The 17,843-nt window shown below is 66.2% G+C and carries 15 protein-coding genes and 1 pseudogene; 7 read left to right on the forward strand and 9 right to left on the reverse strand.

Going from position 1 to position 17,843, the window contains the following annotated elements; all coding sequences use genetic code 11:
• Positions 1–99 precede the first annotated feature (99 nt).
• Complete coding sequence (locus tag AC1DE3_RS14405) at positions 100–396, reverse strand: FAD assembly factor SdhE (protein WP_476778336.1); 297 nt, start codon at positions 394–396, stop codon at positions 100–102.
• 171 nt (positions 397–567) lie between these two features.
• Between AC1DE3_RS14405 and recG the strand changes: the two genes are divergently transcribed.
• Together recG and AC1DE3_RS14415 are read left to right on the forward strand one after the other, a co-directional pair.
• Positions 568–2,667: an ATP-dependent DNA helicase RecG gene (gene recG, locus AC1DE3_RS14410; RefSeq protein ID WP_476852471.1), complete on the forward strand. Its 2,100-nt coding sequence runs from the start codon at positions 568–570 to the stop codon at positions 2,665–2,667.
• A 187-nt stretch (positions 2,668–2,854) separates the two neighbouring features.
• Entirely contained in the window at positions 2,855–3,688 is an 834-nt protein-coding gene (locus tag AC1DE3_RS14415; protein WP_476852472.1) for an AraC family transcriptional regulator, read from the forward strand.
• Here the strand turns inward: AC1DE3_RS14415 and AC1DE3_RS14420 are convergent.
• A complete protein-coding gene (locus AC1DE3_RS14420) occupies positions 3,678–4,394 on the reverse strand; it encodes a DUF502 domain-containing protein (protein ID WP_441513302.1) in 717 nt (238 codons plus the stop codon). The two genes, AC1DE3_RS14415 and AC1DE3_RS14420, sit on opposite strands and share 11 nt — an antisense overlap.
• A gap of 218 nt (positions 4,395–4,612) precedes the next feature.
• On the opposite strand from AC1DE3_RS14420, the gene AC1DE3_RS14425 reads away from it, so the two are divergent.
• Positions 4,613–4,999 carry a YbaN family protein gene (locus tag AC1DE3_RS14425; RefSeq protein ID WP_476778340.1) on the forward strand — a complete coding sequence of 129 codons (387 nt, stop codon included), beginning with the start codon at positions 4,613–4,615 and terminating at the stop codon, positions 4,997–4,999.
• Between the two features lie 43 nt (positions 5,000–5,042).
• Here the strand turns inward: AC1DE3_RS14425 and glmS are convergent, their stop codons facing one another.
• Both glmS and glmU read right to left on the reverse strand, forming a co-directional pair.
• Positions 5,043–6,869, reverse strand: coding sequence for a glutamine--fructose-6-phosphate transaminase (isomerizing) (gene glmS / locus AC1DE3_RS14430; RefSeq protein ID WP_441513300.1), 1,827 nt, complete (start codon positions 6,867–6,869; stop codon positions 5,043–5,045).
• Between the two features lie 121 nt (positions 6,870–6,990).
• Positions 6,991–8,367 (reverse strand): bifunctional UDP-N-acetylglucosamine diphosphorylase/glucosamine-1-phosphate N-acetyltransferase GlmU, encoded by a 1,377-nt coding sequence (gene glmU, locus AC1DE3_RS14435; protein WP_476778341.1) that lies wholly within the window; start codon positions 8,365–8,367, stop codon positions 6,991–6,993.
• Positions 8,368–8,682: 315 nt separating this feature from the next.
• Between glmU and AC1DE3_RS14440 the strand changes: the two genes are divergently transcribed.
• Both AC1DE3_RS14440 and mdoH read left to right on the forward strand, forming a co-directional pair.
• Positions 8,683–10,230 carry an OpgD/OpgG family glucan biosynthesis protein gene (locus tag AC1DE3_RS14440; RefSeq protein ID WP_476852473.1) on the forward strand — a complete coding sequence of 516 codons (1,548 nt, stop codon included), beginning with the start codon at positions 8,683–8,685 and terminating at the stop codon, positions 10,228–10,230.
• Positions 10,218–12,401: a glucans biosynthesis glucosyltransferase MdoH gene (mdoH, locus tag AC1DE3_RS14445; protein ID WP_441513297.1), complete on the forward strand. Its 2,184-nt coding sequence runs from the start codon at positions 10,218–10,220 to the stop codon at positions 12,399–12,401. Before AC1DE3_RS14440 ends, mdoH begins: the two co-directional genes overlap by 13 nt.
• A 51-nt stretch (positions 12,402–12,452) precedes the next feature.
• On the opposite strand, the gene AC1DE3_RS14450 is transcribed toward mdoH, so the two are convergent.
• From AC1DE3_RS14450 to AC1DE3_RS14465, 4 genes are all read right to left on the reverse strand, one after another.
• Complete coding sequence (locus AC1DE3_RS14450; protein ID WP_476778342.1) at positions 12,453–13,334, reverse strand: VOC family protein; 882 nt, start codon at positions 13,332–13,334, stop codon at positions 12,453–12,455.
• A 74-nt stretch (positions 13,335–13,408) separates the two neighbouring features.
• Positions 13,409–14,578, reverse strand: a complete 1,170-nt coding sequence (locus tag AC1DE3_RS14455) for a glutathionylspermidine synthase family protein (protein WP_476778343.1) — start codon at positions 14,576–14,578, stop codon at positions 13,409–13,411.
• Between the two features lies 1 nt (position 14,579).
• Positions 14,580–15,191, reverse strand: coding sequence for a DUF1190 domain-containing protein (locus AC1DE3_RS14460; RefSeq protein WP_476778344.1), 612 nt, complete (start codon positions 15,189–15,191; stop codon positions 14,580–14,582).
• A gap of 7 nt (positions 15,192–15,198) precedes the next feature.
• Positions 15,199–15,600, reverse strand: coding sequence for a DUF350 domain-containing protein (locus tag AC1DE3_RS14465; RefSeq protein WP_476778345.1), 402 nt, complete (start codon positions 15,598–15,600; stop codon positions 15,199–15,201).
• Between the two features lie 112 nt (positions 15,601–15,712).
• Between AC1DE3_RS14465 and AC1DE3_RS14470 the strand changes: the two genes are divergently transcribed.
• Together AC1DE3_RS14470 and AC1DE3_RS14475 are read left to right on the forward strand one after the other, a co-directional pair.
• Positions 15,713–15,916: a GFA family protein gene (locus AC1DE3_RS14470; protein WP_476778346.1), complete on the forward strand. Its 204-nt coding sequence runs from the start codon at positions 15,713–15,715 to the stop codon at positions 15,914–15,916.
• Positions 15,913–15,975 (forward strand): annotated as a pseudogene (locus tag AC1DE3_RS14475) (GFA family protein); the annotation flags it as partial. The gene AC1DE3_RS14470 and the pseudogene AC1DE3_RS14475, both read left to right, overlap by 4 nt.
• A 215-nt stretch (positions 15,976–16,190) precedes the next feature.
• On the opposite strand, the gene AC1DE3_RS14480 reads toward AC1DE3_RS14475, so the two are convergent.
• Complete coding sequence (locus tag AC1DE3_RS14480) at positions 16,191–17,819, reverse strand: CTP synthase (protein WP_441513291.1); 1,629 nt, start codon at positions 17,817–17,819, stop codon at positions 16,191–16,193.
• Positions 17,820–17,843 lie beyond the last annotated feature (24 nt).

Consider the following 17,843-nt stretch of genomic DNA (forward strand, 5'->3'; position numbering starts at 1 on the left):
AGGGCGTCATTCTCGGGCTTGCCCCGAGAATCTCGGGACGAGCGGGCTCCGATTCAGAGATGGCCGGGTCAAGCCCGACCATGACGGCCATGGGGCCGCTCACACATGGATCGGCTTGTCGTGATGGTGGAAAGCCTTGAGCTTGCGGAACAGTTCCGTGTCGTAGTTCTCGGGCACTGTGGCTTCTCCGGTCACCCAGCTCAGCAGATCCCGGTCCAGCACCTCGATCAGGCGCTCGAACTCGTCGAGCTCGGCATCGTCGAAGCCGGCGATGGTGTCATCGGCGAAGCGGCCCATGATCAGGTCCATCTCCCGCATGCCGCGATGCCAGGCGCGGAAGAGGATCTTGCGGCGGCGCGGGTCGAGATCGGCGCTGGAGCGGGTCGAGCCGGACATGGGAACCTCGGCAAGGAAATGTCAGGTCCGAAAACCTGGGGGATGGCGCAATGACAAACGGGCCGGCCCGTCGCGGAGCCTGCCTGCGCGGGTTATATAGCGACCTAACCCGGTGAAGTCAGCGGCCAAGCCACCGCGATCTTCGCGCTCCTGACAGTTTCGCGAGACATCTTGCGCCCTTCGATCCTCGATCCGCTCTTTGCTCCCGTCACGGCGCTCTCCGGCGTCGGGCCGAAACTCGGCAAGGTTCTCGATCGTTTCCTCGGCGATGAGACGCAGGCTGCGCGCGTGGTCGATCTGATGTTCCACCTGCCGACCGGTGCGGTAGACCGCAGGCCGAGCCCGACGATCGCGGACGCGCCGATCGGCGATATCGCGACCTTCGCCGCCCGTGTCAGCGAGCATCGCGCCGCGCCGGCCGGCAAAAAGGCGCCCTATCGCGTCCTTGTCGAGGATGAGACCGGCGACGTCACCCTCGTCTTCTTCCACGCCGATTCCCGGCATCTGGCCCAGACCCTGCCGATCGGTGCCTACCGGATCATCTCGGGCAAGCTCGAGCTCTGGGAAGGCATGCGCCAGATGGTCCATCCCGAGCGCATCCTCGATCCCAAGCTCGCGACCACCCTGCCCGCCTTCGAGCCGGTCTATCCGCTGACCGAGGGCATCGGCGCGCGCGTGATGATGCGGACCGTGCAGGCCGCTGCGGAGCGCTGCCCGGAGATGCCGGAATGGCAGGATCCCGCTTTCCTTGCCAAGGGCGATTTCCCCTCGTTCCATCAGGCGATCGAAGCGCTGCACCATCCCGCCGATCGCAAGGCGGCCGAGGGCGACATCGTCGCGCGGCGCCGGATCGGCTATGACGAATTGCTGGCGAGCCAGATCGCGCTCGCCCTCGTGCGCCGCCAGCAGAAGAAGATCGCCGGACGCGCCACCACCGGCGATGGTGGCCTACGCTTCCGCATCCAGTCCGCCCTGCCCTTCGAGCTGACCGAGGGCCAGCGCAAGGCGATCGCCGATATCCATTCCGACATGGCCCGGCCCGAGAAGATGCTGCGCCTGCTCCAGGGCGATGTCGGCTCGGGCAAGACCGTGGTCGCGCTGATGGCGATGGCGGCGGCCGCCGAAGCCGGGCGGCAATCGGTGCTGATGGCGCCGACCGAAATCCTCGCCCGCCAGCATGCCGAAAGGCTGGCGCCATTGGCCGAGCAGGCAGGGCTCAAGCTCGCCCTGTTGACCGGGCGCGAGAAAGGCGCCGGCCGCAAGCAGGTGCTCGCCGGGCTGGCGGATGGCTCGATCGACATCGCCGTCGGCACGCATGCGCTGTTCCAGGAGGGCGTCGCCTTCCATGATCTCGCTCTCGCCGTCGTCGACGAGCAGCACCGTTTCGGCGTGCACCAGCGCCTGCTGTTGGGATCGAAGGGCGAAGCGGTGGACGTTCTCGTGATGACCGCGACGCCGATCCCACGCACGCTGTCGCTGACCTGGTTCGGCGACATGGACGTCTCGATCCTCTCCGAGAAGCCGGCTGGCCGGAAGCCGATCGTCACCCGCGCCATCTCCTCCGAACGCTATGACGAGGTCGTCGGCGCCATCGGCCGGGCGGTCGAGAGCGGGGCGCAGGCCTATTGGGTCTGCCCACTCGTGCAGGAATCCGACACGCTCGACGTCGCCGCCGCGCAGGAGCGTTACGAAGCGCTGCAGGAGATCTTCGGCGCCAAGGTCGGCCTGCTGCACGGACAGATGCCCGGCCGCGAGAAGGACGCCGCCATGGCCGCCTTCGTCGCCGGGGAGACGCGCATTCTCGTCTCGACCACCGTCATCGAGGTCGGCGTCGACGTGCCCAATGCCAGCGTCATGGTGATCGAGCATGCCGAGCGCTTCGGCCTCGCGCAGTTGCACCAGTTGCGCGGACGCATCGGGCGCGGCTCAGCCGCTTCGACCTGCCTCCTGCTCTACAAGGGGCCGCTCGGGCCGGTCGCCGAGGCGCGGCTCACGATCATGCGCGAGACGGAGGACGGCTTCCGCATTGCCGAGGAGGATTTGCGGCTGCGCGGCGAAGGCGAGGTGCTCGGCACCAAACAGTCGGGTTCGCCGGACTGGCGCATCGCCCGCCCCGAGACCGATGGCGACCTTCTGGCGGCCGCCCGCGACGATGCTCGGCTCCTGATCGAGCGCGACCCGCATCTGGAGACACCGCGCGGCCAGGCGATCCGGGTGTTGCTCTACCTGTTCGAGCGCGATGTCGCGATCCGGCTGCTCAGGGCGGGATAGGCTTGGTCGTCATGCTCGGGCCTGCCCCGAGCATCTCCTGACGCGGAGGCCCGGGAGCCTCCTTCTGAAAGAGGTGCTCGGGTCTGCGCTTCGCTGCGCCCGAGAATGACGGGGTGGTCCCACCGCAATCCTGATCAAGCGCGGCCGTCTTGCCTGCGCCATGGTGTCGGCGCTTCGTGGAGAGAGCATGGACCCGGTCAAGGCAGCCATCTGGTGCATCGAGAGCCGCTTTACCGCCGAGCTCACGCTCGACGAGATCGCTGAGGTCAGCGGCGTCTCGCGCTTCCATCTCAGCCGCGCCTTCGGCGTGGCGACCGGCCGCTCGGTGATGCGCTATGTGCGCGAGCGCCGACTGTCGGAGGCAGCACGCCAGCTCGCCGGTGGCGCGCCCGATATCCTCACGGTCGCGCTCGACTGGGGCTATGGCTCCCACGAAGCCTTCACCCGCGCCTTTCGTGAGCAGTTCGGCATCACGCCGGAAGAGCTGCGCGCCCGGCGCGACCTCTCATCGCTCGCTCTCGTGGAGTCGTTGAACATGCATGACATCACCCCTGCCCCCATCGCCGAACCGCGCATCGCCACCGGCAAACCTATGCTGATCGCCGGGTTCAGCGGCCATTTCTCGATGGACAAGACGCAAGGCATCCCGCTGCTCTGGCAGAAGGTCGCCCCGCATTTCGGCCATATCCCCGGCCAGCGCGGCTATATCGCCTATGGCGCGAGCTATAACTGCGATGACAACGGCGCCTTCGACTATATCGCGGGGGCCGAGGTCTCCTCCTTCGGCGGACTTCCGGACGAGTTCGTTCGGCTCAGCGTGCCCGAGCAGCTCTGCGCCGTCTTCGAGCATTGCGGCCATATCACCGGCATCAAGCAGACCTATGAGGTGATCTGGCGCGACTGGTTCCCGAAATCGGGGCGAGAACCGGCGATGGGCGTCACTCTCGAGGTGATGGATGAGCGCTTCGACGGCGCGACCGGCAACGGCACCGTCGAGATCTGGGTGCCGCTCAAGCGGTGACCGGAGGTTTCGTTTCGATCTTCGGCTTGCCGTTCTGCTCTCCGGGCTGGATCAGCCCGGCGGACATGATGAGCTTGGCGCCGTCCTCGACCGAGATCGAGAGCTCCACCACCTCGCGCCGGGGCAGGTAGAAGAAAAAGCCCGTGGTCGGGTTCGGCGTGCAGGGCAGGAAGACGCCGATCTGTTCCTCGCCATCCGGTAGGCGTCCGGCGATGTCGGGCGCGGCCTCCTGCGCGATGAAGACGATCGACCACATGCCGGGCTGCGGAAACTGCACCATCCCCACCTTGCGGAAGGAGGTGCCCGACTGCGAGAAGATCGTCTCGAAAACCTGCTTCACGCCCTTGTAGAGGCTGCGCACCACCGGCATGCGGTCGAGGATCGCCTCGCCGGCGCGGATGAGCGAGCGGCCGACGAGATTGGCGGTGAGGAAGCCGAGCAGCGTCAGCCCGACCAGCGCGATGATGAGGCCGAAACCGGGTATCGGATAAGGCAGATAGGCGTCGGGCAAGTATGAGTTCGGAATGAGCGGCTTCACCAGCCCGTCAATGAAATTGATGAACCACCACGTCACCGAAGCGGTGATGGCGAGCGGCGCGGCGATGACGAGGCCGGTCAGGAAATAGCGGCGCAGCCGCGCGCCCCAGGTCGGGCGCAGGATTTCCGTCGGAAGAATGAGGCGGGGATCGGAAGGGCCGGCGGTCATCTCTCTCCCCTGGGCACCGGCGCGGCCTCCAGCCTGCTTGCAGACGCAGTCTCGCGCCGCGATATGACAAGATAAGCGAGGCGGAGCTATCCGCTAGAGAACTTTCGAGCGGTTCGCGTAAAGAAAATGCGCCAAAACAAAGAGATAGAGCATTTCCGCGATTCGGAGAAACGCGGAAATGCTCTAGCCCCGCGCTTCATGCAAGCAAGGACGAGGCCGTGAGCGACGACGATCGGCCGCAAAGCCGCTGGCCGCGGCCGCTTCTGTTTGCGGCCGGTTGGGTCTTCACGGCACTCGGTATCGTCGGGCTGATGCTGCCGGTAATGCCCGGCACCGTTTTCCTGATTCTCGCGGCCTGGTGCTTCTCGCGCTCTTCGCCGCGGTTCGAGACCTGGCTGATAGGTCATCCGAAGCTCGGCCCGCACGTCAAGCGCTGGCGAGAGACCGGCGCCATCGCCCGGCGGGCGAAATATGCCGCCTGTGGATCGATGGTGCTGAGCTTCGTGCTGCTGACGCAAACAAGCGCGCCGCCGATCGCGCTGGCGACGACGGCTATTTGCCTGATCGGTGCGGGCCTCTACGTCTCGACCCGCCCCGACCATTGATACCCGGCGCTGGCAGGATGCGGCATGCGCCGCACCCTCCACGTCACTCCACCGTGACGGACTTCGCCAGATTGCGGGGCTGATCGACGTCCTTGCCCATGAAGACGGCCGTCTGATAGGCGATCATCTGGATCGGCAGGGCGTAGACGATCGGCGCGAAGGTCGGATCCATGTCGGGCATGATGATCGTCGCCTCGGGCTCGATGCCGCATTCGGCGGCGCCCTTTGCGTCGGTAATCAGGATGATGCGGCCGCCGCGCGCCGCGACCTCCTGCATGTTCGAGGCGGTCTTCTCGTAGAGAGCGTCATGCGGCGCGACGACGATGACCGGCATGTCCTCGTCGATCAGCGCGATAGGCCCATGCTTCAGCTCACCTGCGGGATAACCTTCCGCGTGGATATAGCTGATTTCCTTCAGTTTCAGGGCTCCCTCAAGCGCGAGCGGGAAGCTGGTGCCGCGGCCGAGATAGAGCACATCCTTGGACTTGGAGAGCTCGCGCGCGAGCTTCTCGATCTCGGGCTCCAGCTCCAGCGCCTTGGCGATCAGACCGGGCAGCGCGATCAGGTGCTGCACATGGCCAGCCTCCTCCTCGGCCGAGAGCGTGCCGCGGGCACGAGCGGCAGCGAGCGCGAGCGAAGCGAAAACCGCGAGCTGGCAGACGAAGGCTTTGGTCGAGGCGACGCCGATCTCGGGGCCGGCGAGCGTCTGCGCGACCGCATCGCTCTCGCGCGCGATGGTCGAGGTCGGCACGTTGACGACCGAGAGGATGGCCTGCCCGTTCTGGCGGGCGTAGCGCAGCCCGGCCAGCGTGTCGGCGGTTTCGCCGGACTGCGAGATGAAGAGCGCGAGGCCGTGCTCCGGCAGCGGCGCCTCGCGGTAGCGGAACTCGGACGCGACATCGATCTCGACCGGCAGGCGGGCGAGCTTCTCGAACCAATATTTCGCGATGAGGCCGGCATAATAGGAGGTGCCGCAGGCGCTGATGGTCAGGCGCGAGAGGCCCTTCCAGTCGATCTTGTCGCCGAAGGGCAGGCGCACCGCGCCATTGGCCATGTCGAGATACTGCGTCAGCGTATGGCCAATGACCTCCGGCTGCTCGTAGATCTCCTTCGCCATGAAATGGCGGTGATTGCCCTTCTCGACCAGGAAGGCTCCGGCCGCGACGCGCTGGGCGCGGCGTTCCACCTCCGCGCCGGTCTTGTCGTAGAACGTCGCGCCGCGGCGGTTGAGCACGACCCAGTCGCCCTCCTCCAGATAGGCGATCAGATTGGTGAAGGGCGCCAGCGCCAGCGCGTCGGAGCCCAGATACATCTCGCCGTCGCCGATGCCGACCGCGAGCGGCGAGCCCTTGCGGGCGCCGATCAGCAGATCTTCCTGGCCGTGGAACAGGAAGGCGAGCGCGAAGGCCCCGTGCAGGAGCGGCAGGCTCGCGCGGACCGCATCGGCCGGAGACTTGCCGCGATCGAGCTCGCGGGTCACGAGATGGGCGACGATCTCGCTGTCGGTCTCCGTCTCGAAGACGTAGCCGTCGGCCTGCAGCGCGGCGCGCAGCTCGCGGAAGTTCTCGATGATGCCGTTATGGACGACGGCGAGCTTCGCTGTAGCGTGCGGATGGGCGTTGGTCTCGTTGGGCTTGCCATGGGTGGCCCAGCGGGTGTGACCGATGCCGATCAGCCCGTCGAGCGGCTCGGTCGACAGGCGGACTTCGAGATTCCTGAGCTTGCCCTCGGCGCGGCGACGGGCGAGCTGACCGGCCTCCAACGTCGCGACGCCCGCGGAATCATAGCCGCGATATTCGAGTCGCCGCAGCGCCTCGACGATCTGCGTCGCTACCGCTTCCTTGCCCAAAATCCCGACGATGCCGCACATGGGCGAACCCTTCGAATAGTTGCTGCTGGCGATACCGCTTAGCTGCAGAAGAAGCGGTTGCCCAATCAATCTAAATGACGAACTGTGAAAGGCCGTTCGCCAGCTTCTCTCGGAATTCCGACTATTCCGCGGCCTTCTTGGCCGCTTTCCGCGCCATTGCTTCCGCGCGGAACGTTTGCGCCCAGCCCTCCTTCTCGACCTGGCGGCCGCGGCCGATGGCCAGCGCATCCGGGGCAACGTCTCTGGTGATGACCGAGCCGGAGCCGATATAGGCGCCCTCGCCGATCGACACCGGCGCAACCAGCGAGGAGTTCGAGCCGATAAAGGCATTCGCGCCGATCGTCGTCTTCGATTTGGCGAAGCCGTCATAGTTGCAGGTGATCGCGCCGGCGCCGATGTTGGCGGCTGCGCCGATCGTCGCATCCCCGATATAAGTCAGATGGTTGACCTTGGCGCCCGGGCCGATATCCGACGCCTTCACCTCGACGAAGTTGCCGACCTTCGACCGCTCGGCAAGCCTCGCGCCCGGCCGCAGCCGGGCGAAGGGGCCGACATTCGCCCCCTGGCCTATGGAAGCGCCTTCGAGATACGAGAAGGCGTGGATCAAGGCAGCGTCGGCGATGCGCACGCCCGGTCCGAAGATCACATTGGGCTCGATCACGACGTCGCGGCCGATCTCGGTATCGAAGCTGAAGAAGACCGTTTCCGGGGCGATCAGCGTCGCGCCGCCGAGCATGACCGCGTTGCGCGTGCGCCGCTGGAATTCCGCTTCTGCCGCGGCCAGCTGCACCCGGTCGTTGACACCCTGGACTTCGCTTTCCGGTGCCCTCAGGACGACGGCGTCCAACCCAAGCGACCGCGCGATTGCGACCGCGTCCGTCAGGTAGAATTCCCGCTGGCCGTTTTCGTCGTCGATCGCTTCGAGAATCGCCAGGGCGTGCTCGCCGGCGAGCGCCATGAGGCCGGCGTTGCACAGTTTGATCTTCCGCTGCGCCGATGTCGCATCCTTGTGCTCGACGATCGCCTCGAGGTGGCCATCATGCTCGACGAGCCGGCCGTAGCCGGCCGGGTCGCGTGCCTCGAAACCGAGGACGGCGACCGCCGCTCCGCCGGCCAGCGCCCCGCGCAGCGCCAGGAAGGTTTCCGGCCGGACGAGCGGCGTGTCGGCGAAGGCCACCAGGATTTCTCCGTGGCCGTCCTTCAAGGCTTCCTTGGCCGCCAGCACGGCGTGGGCGGTTCCGCGCCGCTCGTGCTGCGTCGCGATCCGCGCCGCGGGAAGGAGCTTCAATGCCTCCTCGCCGACCTCCGGACGCTCGGATGAGACCACGACGGCAACGGCGTCCGCGCCGGCCTGCGAGACCGAGGACAGGACATGGCCCAGCATGGAAAGACCGGCAACGGGATGAAGCACCTTCGGGGTGCGCGATTGCATGCGGGTGCCTTCGCCGGCCGCCAGAACGATCGCAAGGCAAGAGCGAGCCGGCTGTATTTCGGTCATCTTTGTCGTTTCCCCTGCGGGCATGACTGGATTTCTGCCCGCTCCTCACGGTCGCTTTCGCGCATGCTGGCGTTGCAGGCGGCGTGGATAGCCGATCCCTGCGGCTTTTGCCAAAGTCGAAATGGCAAAATGAGGGCGTCCCGAAGACGGCCGCCGTTCATCCGCCGTTACAAGTCGGTCTGGGATACCCTCTCCAGCGGGTGCGATCACCACTAATTTCCTGATCGGAACCGCTTTTCAGCCGAACTGGAAATGATCTAGAAGCGCGGAGGACGAGGGCGTCGTCCGCGCAGTTTGGAAAAGATGTCGAATCCCTTGAATCGCAGACAGTTTCTGGAGGGCGCGGCTGGTGGGGCGGCCCTGCTGTCTCTCGCCGCGCCGGCTGCGGCCCAGACGCCGGCAGGCGCGGCCGCCCTTAACATTCCCGCTCTCGCCGATGGACAGCGTTTCGACCCGGCCCTGGTGGTCGATGCCGCCCGCACCTTGGCACAGCGTCCGTTGATCCCGCTTGGAGCGTCCGACCTTCCCGAAGGTTATGCGACGCTTCCGGCCGACCAGTTCGCCGGGATTCGCACGCGTCCCGAGGCGACGATCTGGGCCGGTGAGAATCGCGGCTTCACCGTCGAGCCACTGCATCGCGGCTTTGTGTTCTCCATCCCCGTCAGCCTGTTCACGGTCGAGGACGGCACCGTGCGCCGCGTCGGCTTCGATCGCGCCAAGTTCGACTATGGCCGCGTCACACCTCCCCCGGCCAATGCCGATTTGCAATTCTCCGGCATGCGGATCGCGGCCGGGCTCGAGCGGCCGTTCGAGGTCGCGATCTTCCAGGGTGCCACCTTCTTCAGAGCGCTCGCCCGCGGCCAGAATTTCGGCGCGATGTCGCGCGCGCTCATCCTGCGGCCGGGCGAGCAGCGCGGCGAGGAGTTGCCGTTCTTCCGCGCCTTCTGGATCGAGCGGCCGAGCCCGGCCACCGGCTCGCTGGTGATCCACGGACTGCTCGATTCGGAGAGCGTGACCGGCGCGGCGCGGATGACGCTGCGCCCGGGCGACGTGACCTTCATCGACGTCGAGATGACGCTGTTCGCCCGGCAGGCGCTGGAGCATGTCGGCTTCGGCTGCACGAGCGCGACTTTCCTCTCCGGCCCGCAAAGCCGGCGCACTTTCGACGACCTCAGGCCGTCGATCGGGGAGGTTTCCGGCGTTCAGATGCAGTCGGGCGGTGGTGAATGGATCTACCGGCCGGTGAGCAACCCCGCGACATTGCAGGTCTCTTCCTTTGTCGACGAAAACCCCAAGGGCTTCGGCCTGGTGCAGCGCGAGCGGGATCCCACCGCGTTCCAGGACGACGACCAGCGCTTCGAGCTCAGGCCCAGCGTCTGGAACGAACCTCTCGGCGACTGGGGCGCGGGCTCCGTCCAGCTGATCGAGATCCCCAGCGACTCCGAGCTGAACAAGAACATCATCATGTACTGGCGGCCCAAGCAGCCGCTGGCTGCCGGCAGCGAAACCTCGATCAGCTATCGACAGGCCTGGTGCTGGCAGCCGCCCGACCGGCCGCCGCTTGCGATCGCGACCCGCACCCGGCAGGGCAAGGGCTCGCAGGGTCGCCGCCGCCGCTTCATCGTCGAATTCGCCGGCGACAAGCTCGGCGATGCCGGATTGATCGCCTCGACGCGGGCAACCGTGACCGCGCAGCCCGGCGCGGTGCATGGCGTCCGGCTCTGGCCCTATCCGGAGCGCAAGATGATGCGCGTCGGGTTCGAGGTCGATCCGGGCACCGAAGCGCTCTCCGAGCTCAGGCTCGTCCTGCAATCCGGCGGCCAGCCCGTCTCGGAAACATGGTTGAACCGATGGACGTGGTAACCGCGCCCCGCCAGGAGATCGCGGAAACCGAGGCGCGCAGCTTCAACCCCGCCCGCGAACCTGCCACTCCGCCCGAAGACCGGCTGATCATGCCGGTTCAGTCCTTCCGGAGCTGGAGCGCCTCCGAACGGCGCAAGCCTGCGGCGCCGGCCAACTGGAAGACGCCCTGGCTGAAGCGCCTGTTCGTCTTCGGCGGCGGCTTCGCGCTCACGGCCTATGGCGCCTGGGAGATGTACAACGTCGTGTCGGTCAGCCGCACGACGTCGTTGCAGTACGCCTTGCTCGTGCTGTTCACGATCAACTTTTCCTGGATCGCCCTCGCCTTCACCAGCGCCCTGCTCGGCTTCTTCGGCGTGCTCTTCGGCGCCGGTCGTGCGGAGCGGGCGGACAGCCTGAAGCATCGCACCGTGGTGGTGATGCCGATCTACAACGAATCATCCGCACGCATCTTCGCGGCGGTGGCCGCCATCCGCGAGTCGGTCGAGGCCACCGGGCTCGGCGACCATTTCGACTACTTCATCGTCTCCGACACGACCAATCCGGATGTCTGGGTGGCAGAGGAGCGCGCCTTCCTGGCATTGCGTGAGCGGATCGGGCCCAATTCCCGCATCTATTACCGCCACCGCCCGAAGAACCATCACCGTAAGGCCGGCAACATCGCGGATTTCGTGACGCGCTGGGGCGGCCTCTACGAGCACATGGTCGTGCTCGATGCCGACAGCCTGATGACCGGCACCTGCATCGTGCGGCTTGCCGCCGCGATGGAGGCCGACCCCGACGCCGGCATCATCCAGTCGCTGCCGCTGATCATCAACCGCAACACCTTCTTCGCGCGGCTGCAGCAGTTCGCGGCGCGTGTCTATGGCCCCGTCATCGCCACCGGCCTCGCTATGTGGTCCGGACGCGACGGCAATTACTGGGGCCACAACGCCATTATCCGGACGAAGGCCTTCGCCGACCATTGCGGCCTGCCCGATCTCAAGGGCAAGCCGCCCTTCGGCGGCCATGTGCTGAGCCATGACTTCGTCGAGGCAGCGCTGATCCGCCGTGCCGGCTGGTCTGTCTACATGCTGCCGGACCTGACGGGGTCTTACGAGGAAAGCCCGCCCTCGCTGATCGACATCTCCGTCCGCGACCGGCGCTGGTGCCAGGGCAACCTTCAGCATTCGCGCATCATGGGTGCGAAGGGCTTCGTGGCGCCGACGCGCCAGCATTTCGCCACCGGCATCATGGGCTATCTCGCCTCGCCGCTCTGGCTGATGCAGCTGGTCGTCGGTATCCTGATCGTGTTGCAGGTCAACTACGCCAGGCCCGAGTATTTCACGCAGGAATTCACGCTCTTCCCGGTCTGGCCGCGGTTCGACCCCGAACGCGCCTTGCGCCTGTTCGCGCTGACCATGGCGATCCTGCTGGCGCCGAAGCTGTTCGGCCTGCTGCTGACGCTGTTCAACAACAAGCTGCGGCGTGCCGGCGGCGGCGCGATTCGCCTCGTGGTCTCCGCCCTGATCGAGGTACTGTTCTCCGCCTTCTTCGCGCCGATCATGATGCTGATCCAGTCCGGCTCGGTCTTCCAGATCCTGCTCGGCCGCGACACGGGCTGGAATCCGCAGCGCCGCGACGATGGCTCCATTCCGCTGAAGGACATCATCCGCCGCCACCGCACCCATACGGTGCTCGGCGTCGTGACAGGCCTGTCGGCGTTCATGATCGCGACCTCGCTCTTCGCCTGGATGTCGCCGACGATCGTCGGCCTCGTGCTGGCGATTCCGCTGTCCTGGGCCTCTGGCCAGCTCGCGATCGGCCTTTGGCTCAAGCGCCACAAGCTGCTGATGACGCCGGAGGAAGGCGCTCCTCCGGCCATCGCGCTGCGCGCCAACGAATTGCAGGCCGAGTTCGAGAAGGCCGGCTTCGACGATGCCGATGGCATCAAGGCGCTTCACGCCGATGCCGAGCTGCGTCACGCCCATGAGCTGATGCTGCCCTATGGCCAGTCACGCCGGCGCGGCGAGATCGAGCCGGACCGTGCCGTCGCCCAGGCCAAGCTCGTCGATGCCGAGACGGTCGACGACGCGGCGATCTGGCTCAAACCGAAGGAGCGCATGGTCGTGCTGCACGATCGCGCGCTGATCGGGCTCCTGGCCTCGCTGCCGCCGGTCGAGGTCAAGAGCTGAGTCAGCCCCTATCGCGTGAAGGGGCTGACGCCCGGCAGCGTGGCGGCAGGCTCAGATCTGCTCGAAGGCGATCATGCAGCCCATGGCATCCTCTGCCTGGACGAAGAGCCGTTCCTCGTTCTGCACGAAGGGAATCTCGGCCGCGGTCAGGCGCTCCGCCATCGCATCGAGGCTCGGCACCGCGACGCAGAAACCGAGGAACCGGGCAGGCGTGGTGTCCGGCTCGACCTGATAGGCGCCAAGGGCAGCTTCGGGATCGAGCACGTCGATGCGGCCGCGCGGCAAAGCGAGAACATAGTCCTCATTGCCTTCCAGCACCTCGGCGCCACCGCTGAAGGTGGTGAGGAAGGCCCGGTGCAGCGCCGGTTCCTCAGCGACGATCACGGCCGAGGTCAGAGCTGTCGCGCCATTCTCATGTTGCTGGAAATCCGGGTTCCAGAAGTTCTGCGGCTCGAGCTGCTGACAGACGAAGAAGCCGCATTCAGGCGCGCGGGAATCGGCTGCAAAGGCGAGTTCGAAGGCGACCCGCACAGTGGAACCGTCCGGCCGCGTGCCCTGACGCTCGAAGAAGAAAGGCTCGAAATCTCCGATTCCGGCAGCCTGGAACGTGGCCGCGTCGGCCTTGGCATTGGTGCTTTCCAGCACCAGCATCGAGAGCCCCTCCCCCTGCCCGGCCAGCGCATCGCGAACGAAGGCGCCGAAGGAGAAGAGGCGTTCGCCATGCGGCGGGATCGCGCTCTGGTCGGCGATGGTGACGAGTTCAAGGAACGAGCCCGGGAACTGCACGATTCGGTTCTCGGTGCCCCAAGGGTGGCGATTGCGGGTACCGACGCGGAAGCCGAGCTTCTCGTAGAAGCGCCATGCGGCATCGAGATCGCGCACGCCGATGACGAGATGGTCGAGGCCGCGGGGCGTGGAGGCTGTGGCAGGCATGGCAGGCTCTTTCGACAGGCGTCAGGAACCCAAGGCTAGCAACACTTCACGGCGCGGTCATGTGCCTGCCGCGCTTATGGCTCGATGAAGTGCGGCAGGAAGCGCGAGGTATTCTTGGTGATCGGCGAGGCATCCTCGCGCAGGCAAAGCCCGCAGGGCTGCGAGGCGACGAGCCAGGAGCCGAGAACGGCGTAGTTTCCGTCGGCCGAGAACAGGTTGCTCGCCGCATCCTGCAGGATATGACCCTCCGCGCCATAGGGGCCGTCATCGCTGTCGAGCACCCGGTCGCGTTCCATCAGCGTGATGTTGGCGCCCTCGCGCGAATAGAGCGGCTTGCGCACGCGGCGCGCCGACAGCGTCGCACAACGCGGATCGCCCTCGAAGAAGGCCGGCAGCAAATTGGGATGGCCGGGCTCCATCTCCCAGAGACAGGCGAGCAGCCCCTTGTTGGAGAGCAGCGCCTTCCAGGGCGGCTCGACGAATTGACATTGCGACCCGGCGAGCGCCCCGCCGTAGCTCTCGCGAAACAGCCATTCCCAGGGATAGAGCTTGAACAGCGTCTCGATCGGCTGGTTGGAGCCGTCGCAGAAACGCCCATCCGAGAGCAGGCCGATCTCCTCGATATAGGTGAAGCGCGCATCGAGACCGGCCTGGACGGCGCAGTCAGTCAGGTAGTCGACCGTGCCCTTGTCCTCGGCACTGCCCTGCACGCAGGTCAAATGCAGGCGGTAGGGAGAAGGCTCGCGCAACGCCGCGAAGGCGGCGATCAGGCGCTCGTGCAGCGAATTGAACTGGTCGGAGCCCTTCGGGATCGCGCCGCGCCCCATCGCCTGCTCCAGCCAGTCCCATTGCACGACGCTCGATTCGAACAGGGCCGTCGGCGTATCGGCGTTGTATTCGAGCAGTTTGGCAGGCCCATGCCCGTCATAGGCGAGGTCGAGCCGGCCATAGAGATTGCGCTCGCCGCGCTGCCAGCTCCGGCGGATATAGTCCCAATGCTCGGCTGGGATGGCGAGGCGGCCCAGGATTTCCTCGCTCGCCAATGCCTTCTCGATGAAGGCGAAGCACAGCTGCTCGATCGCTTCTGTCGGCGCTTCGATATCCCGCTCGATCTCGTCGAGCCTGAAGGCATAGGCAGCGCTTTCGTCCCAATAGGTCTCGCCGTCGATGGTGTGGAAGGCGAAGCCCAGACGCTCGACCTGGTCGGTCCAGTCCGGGCGTGGCGGGAGGGTGACGCGGCGCATCTCAGGACGAGGAATGCGAGGAATAGGAGCGCGCGATCGAACCGAAGCCGCCGCGGGAGGAGACACTGGTCGTTGCGGCGCTGCCACTCCGCGCACCCGTCGCAAAGGCTGCGGTGACGCCGCGTCCGCTTGTCTTCGAATAGGCCCGCGAACGGCTGCTGCTGGACGAACTGCTCCCGCCGGAGGAGCCCGATGACGAGCTGCCGCTGCGCGCTTGCTGGCATTCCGGCAGCGGCGATCCCGGCGGGCAAGCAGCGGTGGTGGGCGGCAGCAGCGGCTGCGCGCCGGCCAGGCCGCGCGCCAGCATGAAGCCGGCGAGTGCGGGGATGAAATACTGCGCCCCGCCGATGCTTGCCGAGCTGCAGCCATTGGCGCCGTATTGCGCCTCGCATTCGTTCTGATTGCGGAACTTCGGCGCATCCTTGAGCCGCGTGGCCGTCGCTTCGGCGAAGGCCGTTTCGCATTGCTGGGCGCTGAGTTGACCGCTCGCGCGGCAGTCGCTCAAATTGTTGTAGACGAGGTTCTCCTCGCTCTCGTCCCCTGTCATCGACCAGACGGTGGCGACGAGGAGGACACCGGCAGCAGCGAGCCCGATCTGGGACGAGCGCTTCATGGCCGCCTCATTCCGTCATGCTGGCCGCGGCCAGCGTTCCGGACACCACGGCGATGACCGCGAGCATCACGGCCGACGGCAACCCGTCCTCCTCGATCTTCCGCGACAGCTCGGGGATCAGGAGGCGCGCGAGACCATAGGCCGCGAACTGGATGACCATCGCCGCCACCGCCCAGAGGATGCAGTCGGGAATGCTGCTCGCCTGGGAGATTGCCTGCTCCAGCGGCAAGGAGAAGCCGACGACGTTGCCGCCGAGCGCAACTGCCGCCGAGAGATTGCCATCACGGATCAGGGCGATCTCGTCATGCGGCGTCATGCGCAGATAGAGCCCCGCGAAAGCGGCGATCAGCGCCGCGCCAACGGCGAAATAGAGGAGGAACGCGGGCAGGCCCGCCATGGAGATCGTCATGCCACCCTGCCCGATGCCCGCCCGATGGCCACTATATACCTACGGTTGCCGCGCGCCGCCAATACTATCCGAAAAACTGCGTCAGCCGTCATTCGAAGGGAGGATGAACCGCATGGCGATCCGGGAGAGGCGCTGCAGTTGCGGCCAGTTGCGCGTCGCTTGTCAGGGAGAACCGGCCATCGTCGCGCTCTGTCATTGCCGCGAGTGCCAGATGCGAACAGGCAGCGCCTTAGGGCGTTGCGCCCGTCTTTGCACGCGGAGCCGTAGTCATTTTCCGAGTATGGCCGGCCAGCTGATAGCGGCCTTCGCGTCCTGAACCATTTCTGTCCCCACTGCGGAAGCACGGTCTTCTCGGAGCCGTCGCGAAGGCCGGAGTTGATAACGGTCGCGGTCGGGGCGTTCGCCGACCCCGAACTCCCGGCCCCGCGGATGGTCGTCTTGGAGCAAACACCGTCACCTCTGGGCGACGGTGATTCCGGGAAAGCAGATCGCCACTCGCCCTTGCGGACAGCGAGCGGGGCGACCGACTCTTTGCCAACACATCGACCGCGCGCCTTAAAGCGGCTGCCGCATGTCGGGCCGGCGCCGGATCAGACCAGCCGGCTCTGGGCCTTGGCCGCCTCGATGAAGCTCGCAAAGAGCGGGTGCGGCTCGAAGGGGCGAGACTTCAGCTCGGGGTGGTACTGCACGCCGATGAACCAGGGATGGTCGGGATACTCGACCGTCTCCGGAAGCAGGCCGTCCGGCGACAGGCCGGCGAAGCGCATGCCTTTCGCCTCCAGCCGCTCGCGATAGCCCATATTGACCTCGTAGCGGTGGCGATGACGCTCGGAGATTTCGGTCGAGCCGTAGATCTCGGCGATCTTCGAGCCCGCGGCGAGCGTCGAGGCATAGGCGCCGAGCCGCATGGTGCCGCCGAGATTGCCGTCGGCGGCGCGTTGCTCCAGCTCGTTGCCGCGCATCCACTCGGTCATCAGGCCGACGACCGGCTCCTGGGTCGGGCCGAATTCGGTCGAGTTGGCGTTGTCGATGCCGGCAAGCGAGCGCGCCGCTTCGATCACCGCCATCTGCATGCCGAAGCAGATGCCGAAATACGGCACCTTGCGATTGCGGGCGAAGGTCGCCGCCTTGATCTTGCCCTCGGCGCCGCGATGGCCGAAGCCGCCCGGCACCAGGATGCCGTGGACATGTTCGAGGAAGGGCGCGGGATCCTCCTTCTCGAAGACCTCGGATTCGATCCAGTCGAGATTGACCTTGACGTTGTTGGCGATGCCGCCATGCGTCAGCGCCTCGATGAGAGACTTATAGGCGTCCTTCATGCCGGTGTATTTGCCGACGACGGCGATGGTGACCTCGCCCTCGGGGTTCTTCACGCGCTCGGAGATGCGCTTCCAGTTGGTGACGTCCGGCTCGCTCGAAGCATCGAGGCCGAAGGCGGCGAGCACCTCGTTGTCGAGCCCTTCCGCATGGTAGGACAGTGGCACGTCATAGATCGAGGCGACGTCACGGGCCTCGATGACGGCCGTCTCGCGGACATTGCAGAACAGCGCGAGCTTGCGGCGCTCCTCGCGCGGGATCTCGCGGTCGGTGCGGCAGAGCAGGATGTCGGGCTGGATGCCGATCGAGCGCAGTTCGGCGACCGAGTGCTGGGTCGGCTTGGTCTTCAGTTCACCAGCGGTCGGAATGTAGGGCAGCAACGTCAGGTGGATGAAGATGCACTGGCCGCGCGGCAGCTGCTGGTTGGTCTGACGGATGGCTTCGAGGAAGGGCAGACTCTCGATGTCGCCGACAGTGCCGCCGATCTCGACCAGCGTGAAGTCGTAATCCTCGTTGCCGTCGAGGATGAATTCCTTGATGGCGTTGGTGACATGCGGGACGACCTGGATGGTCGCGCCAAGATAATCGCCCCGGCGCTCCTTGGTCAGGATGTCCATGTAGATGCGGCCGGTGGTGATGTTGTCGCCCTTGTTGCAGGGCCGGCCGGTGAAGCGCTCGTAGTGGCCGAGGTCGAGATCTGTCTCGGCGCCGTCGTCGGTGACAAAGACCTCGCCGTGCTGATACGGGCTCATCGTGCCCGGATCGACGTTGAGGTAGGGGTCGAGCTTGCGCAGGCGGACCTTATAGCCACGAGCCTGCAGAAGGGCTGCGAGAGCCGCCGCCGCCAGGCCTTTGCCAAGCGAGGACACCACGCCGCCGGTGATGAAAACATACCGCGTCATGGGAGTTCACCTCTATCGCCACGG

Source organism: Allobosea sp. 10L417 (assembly GCF_056395485.1).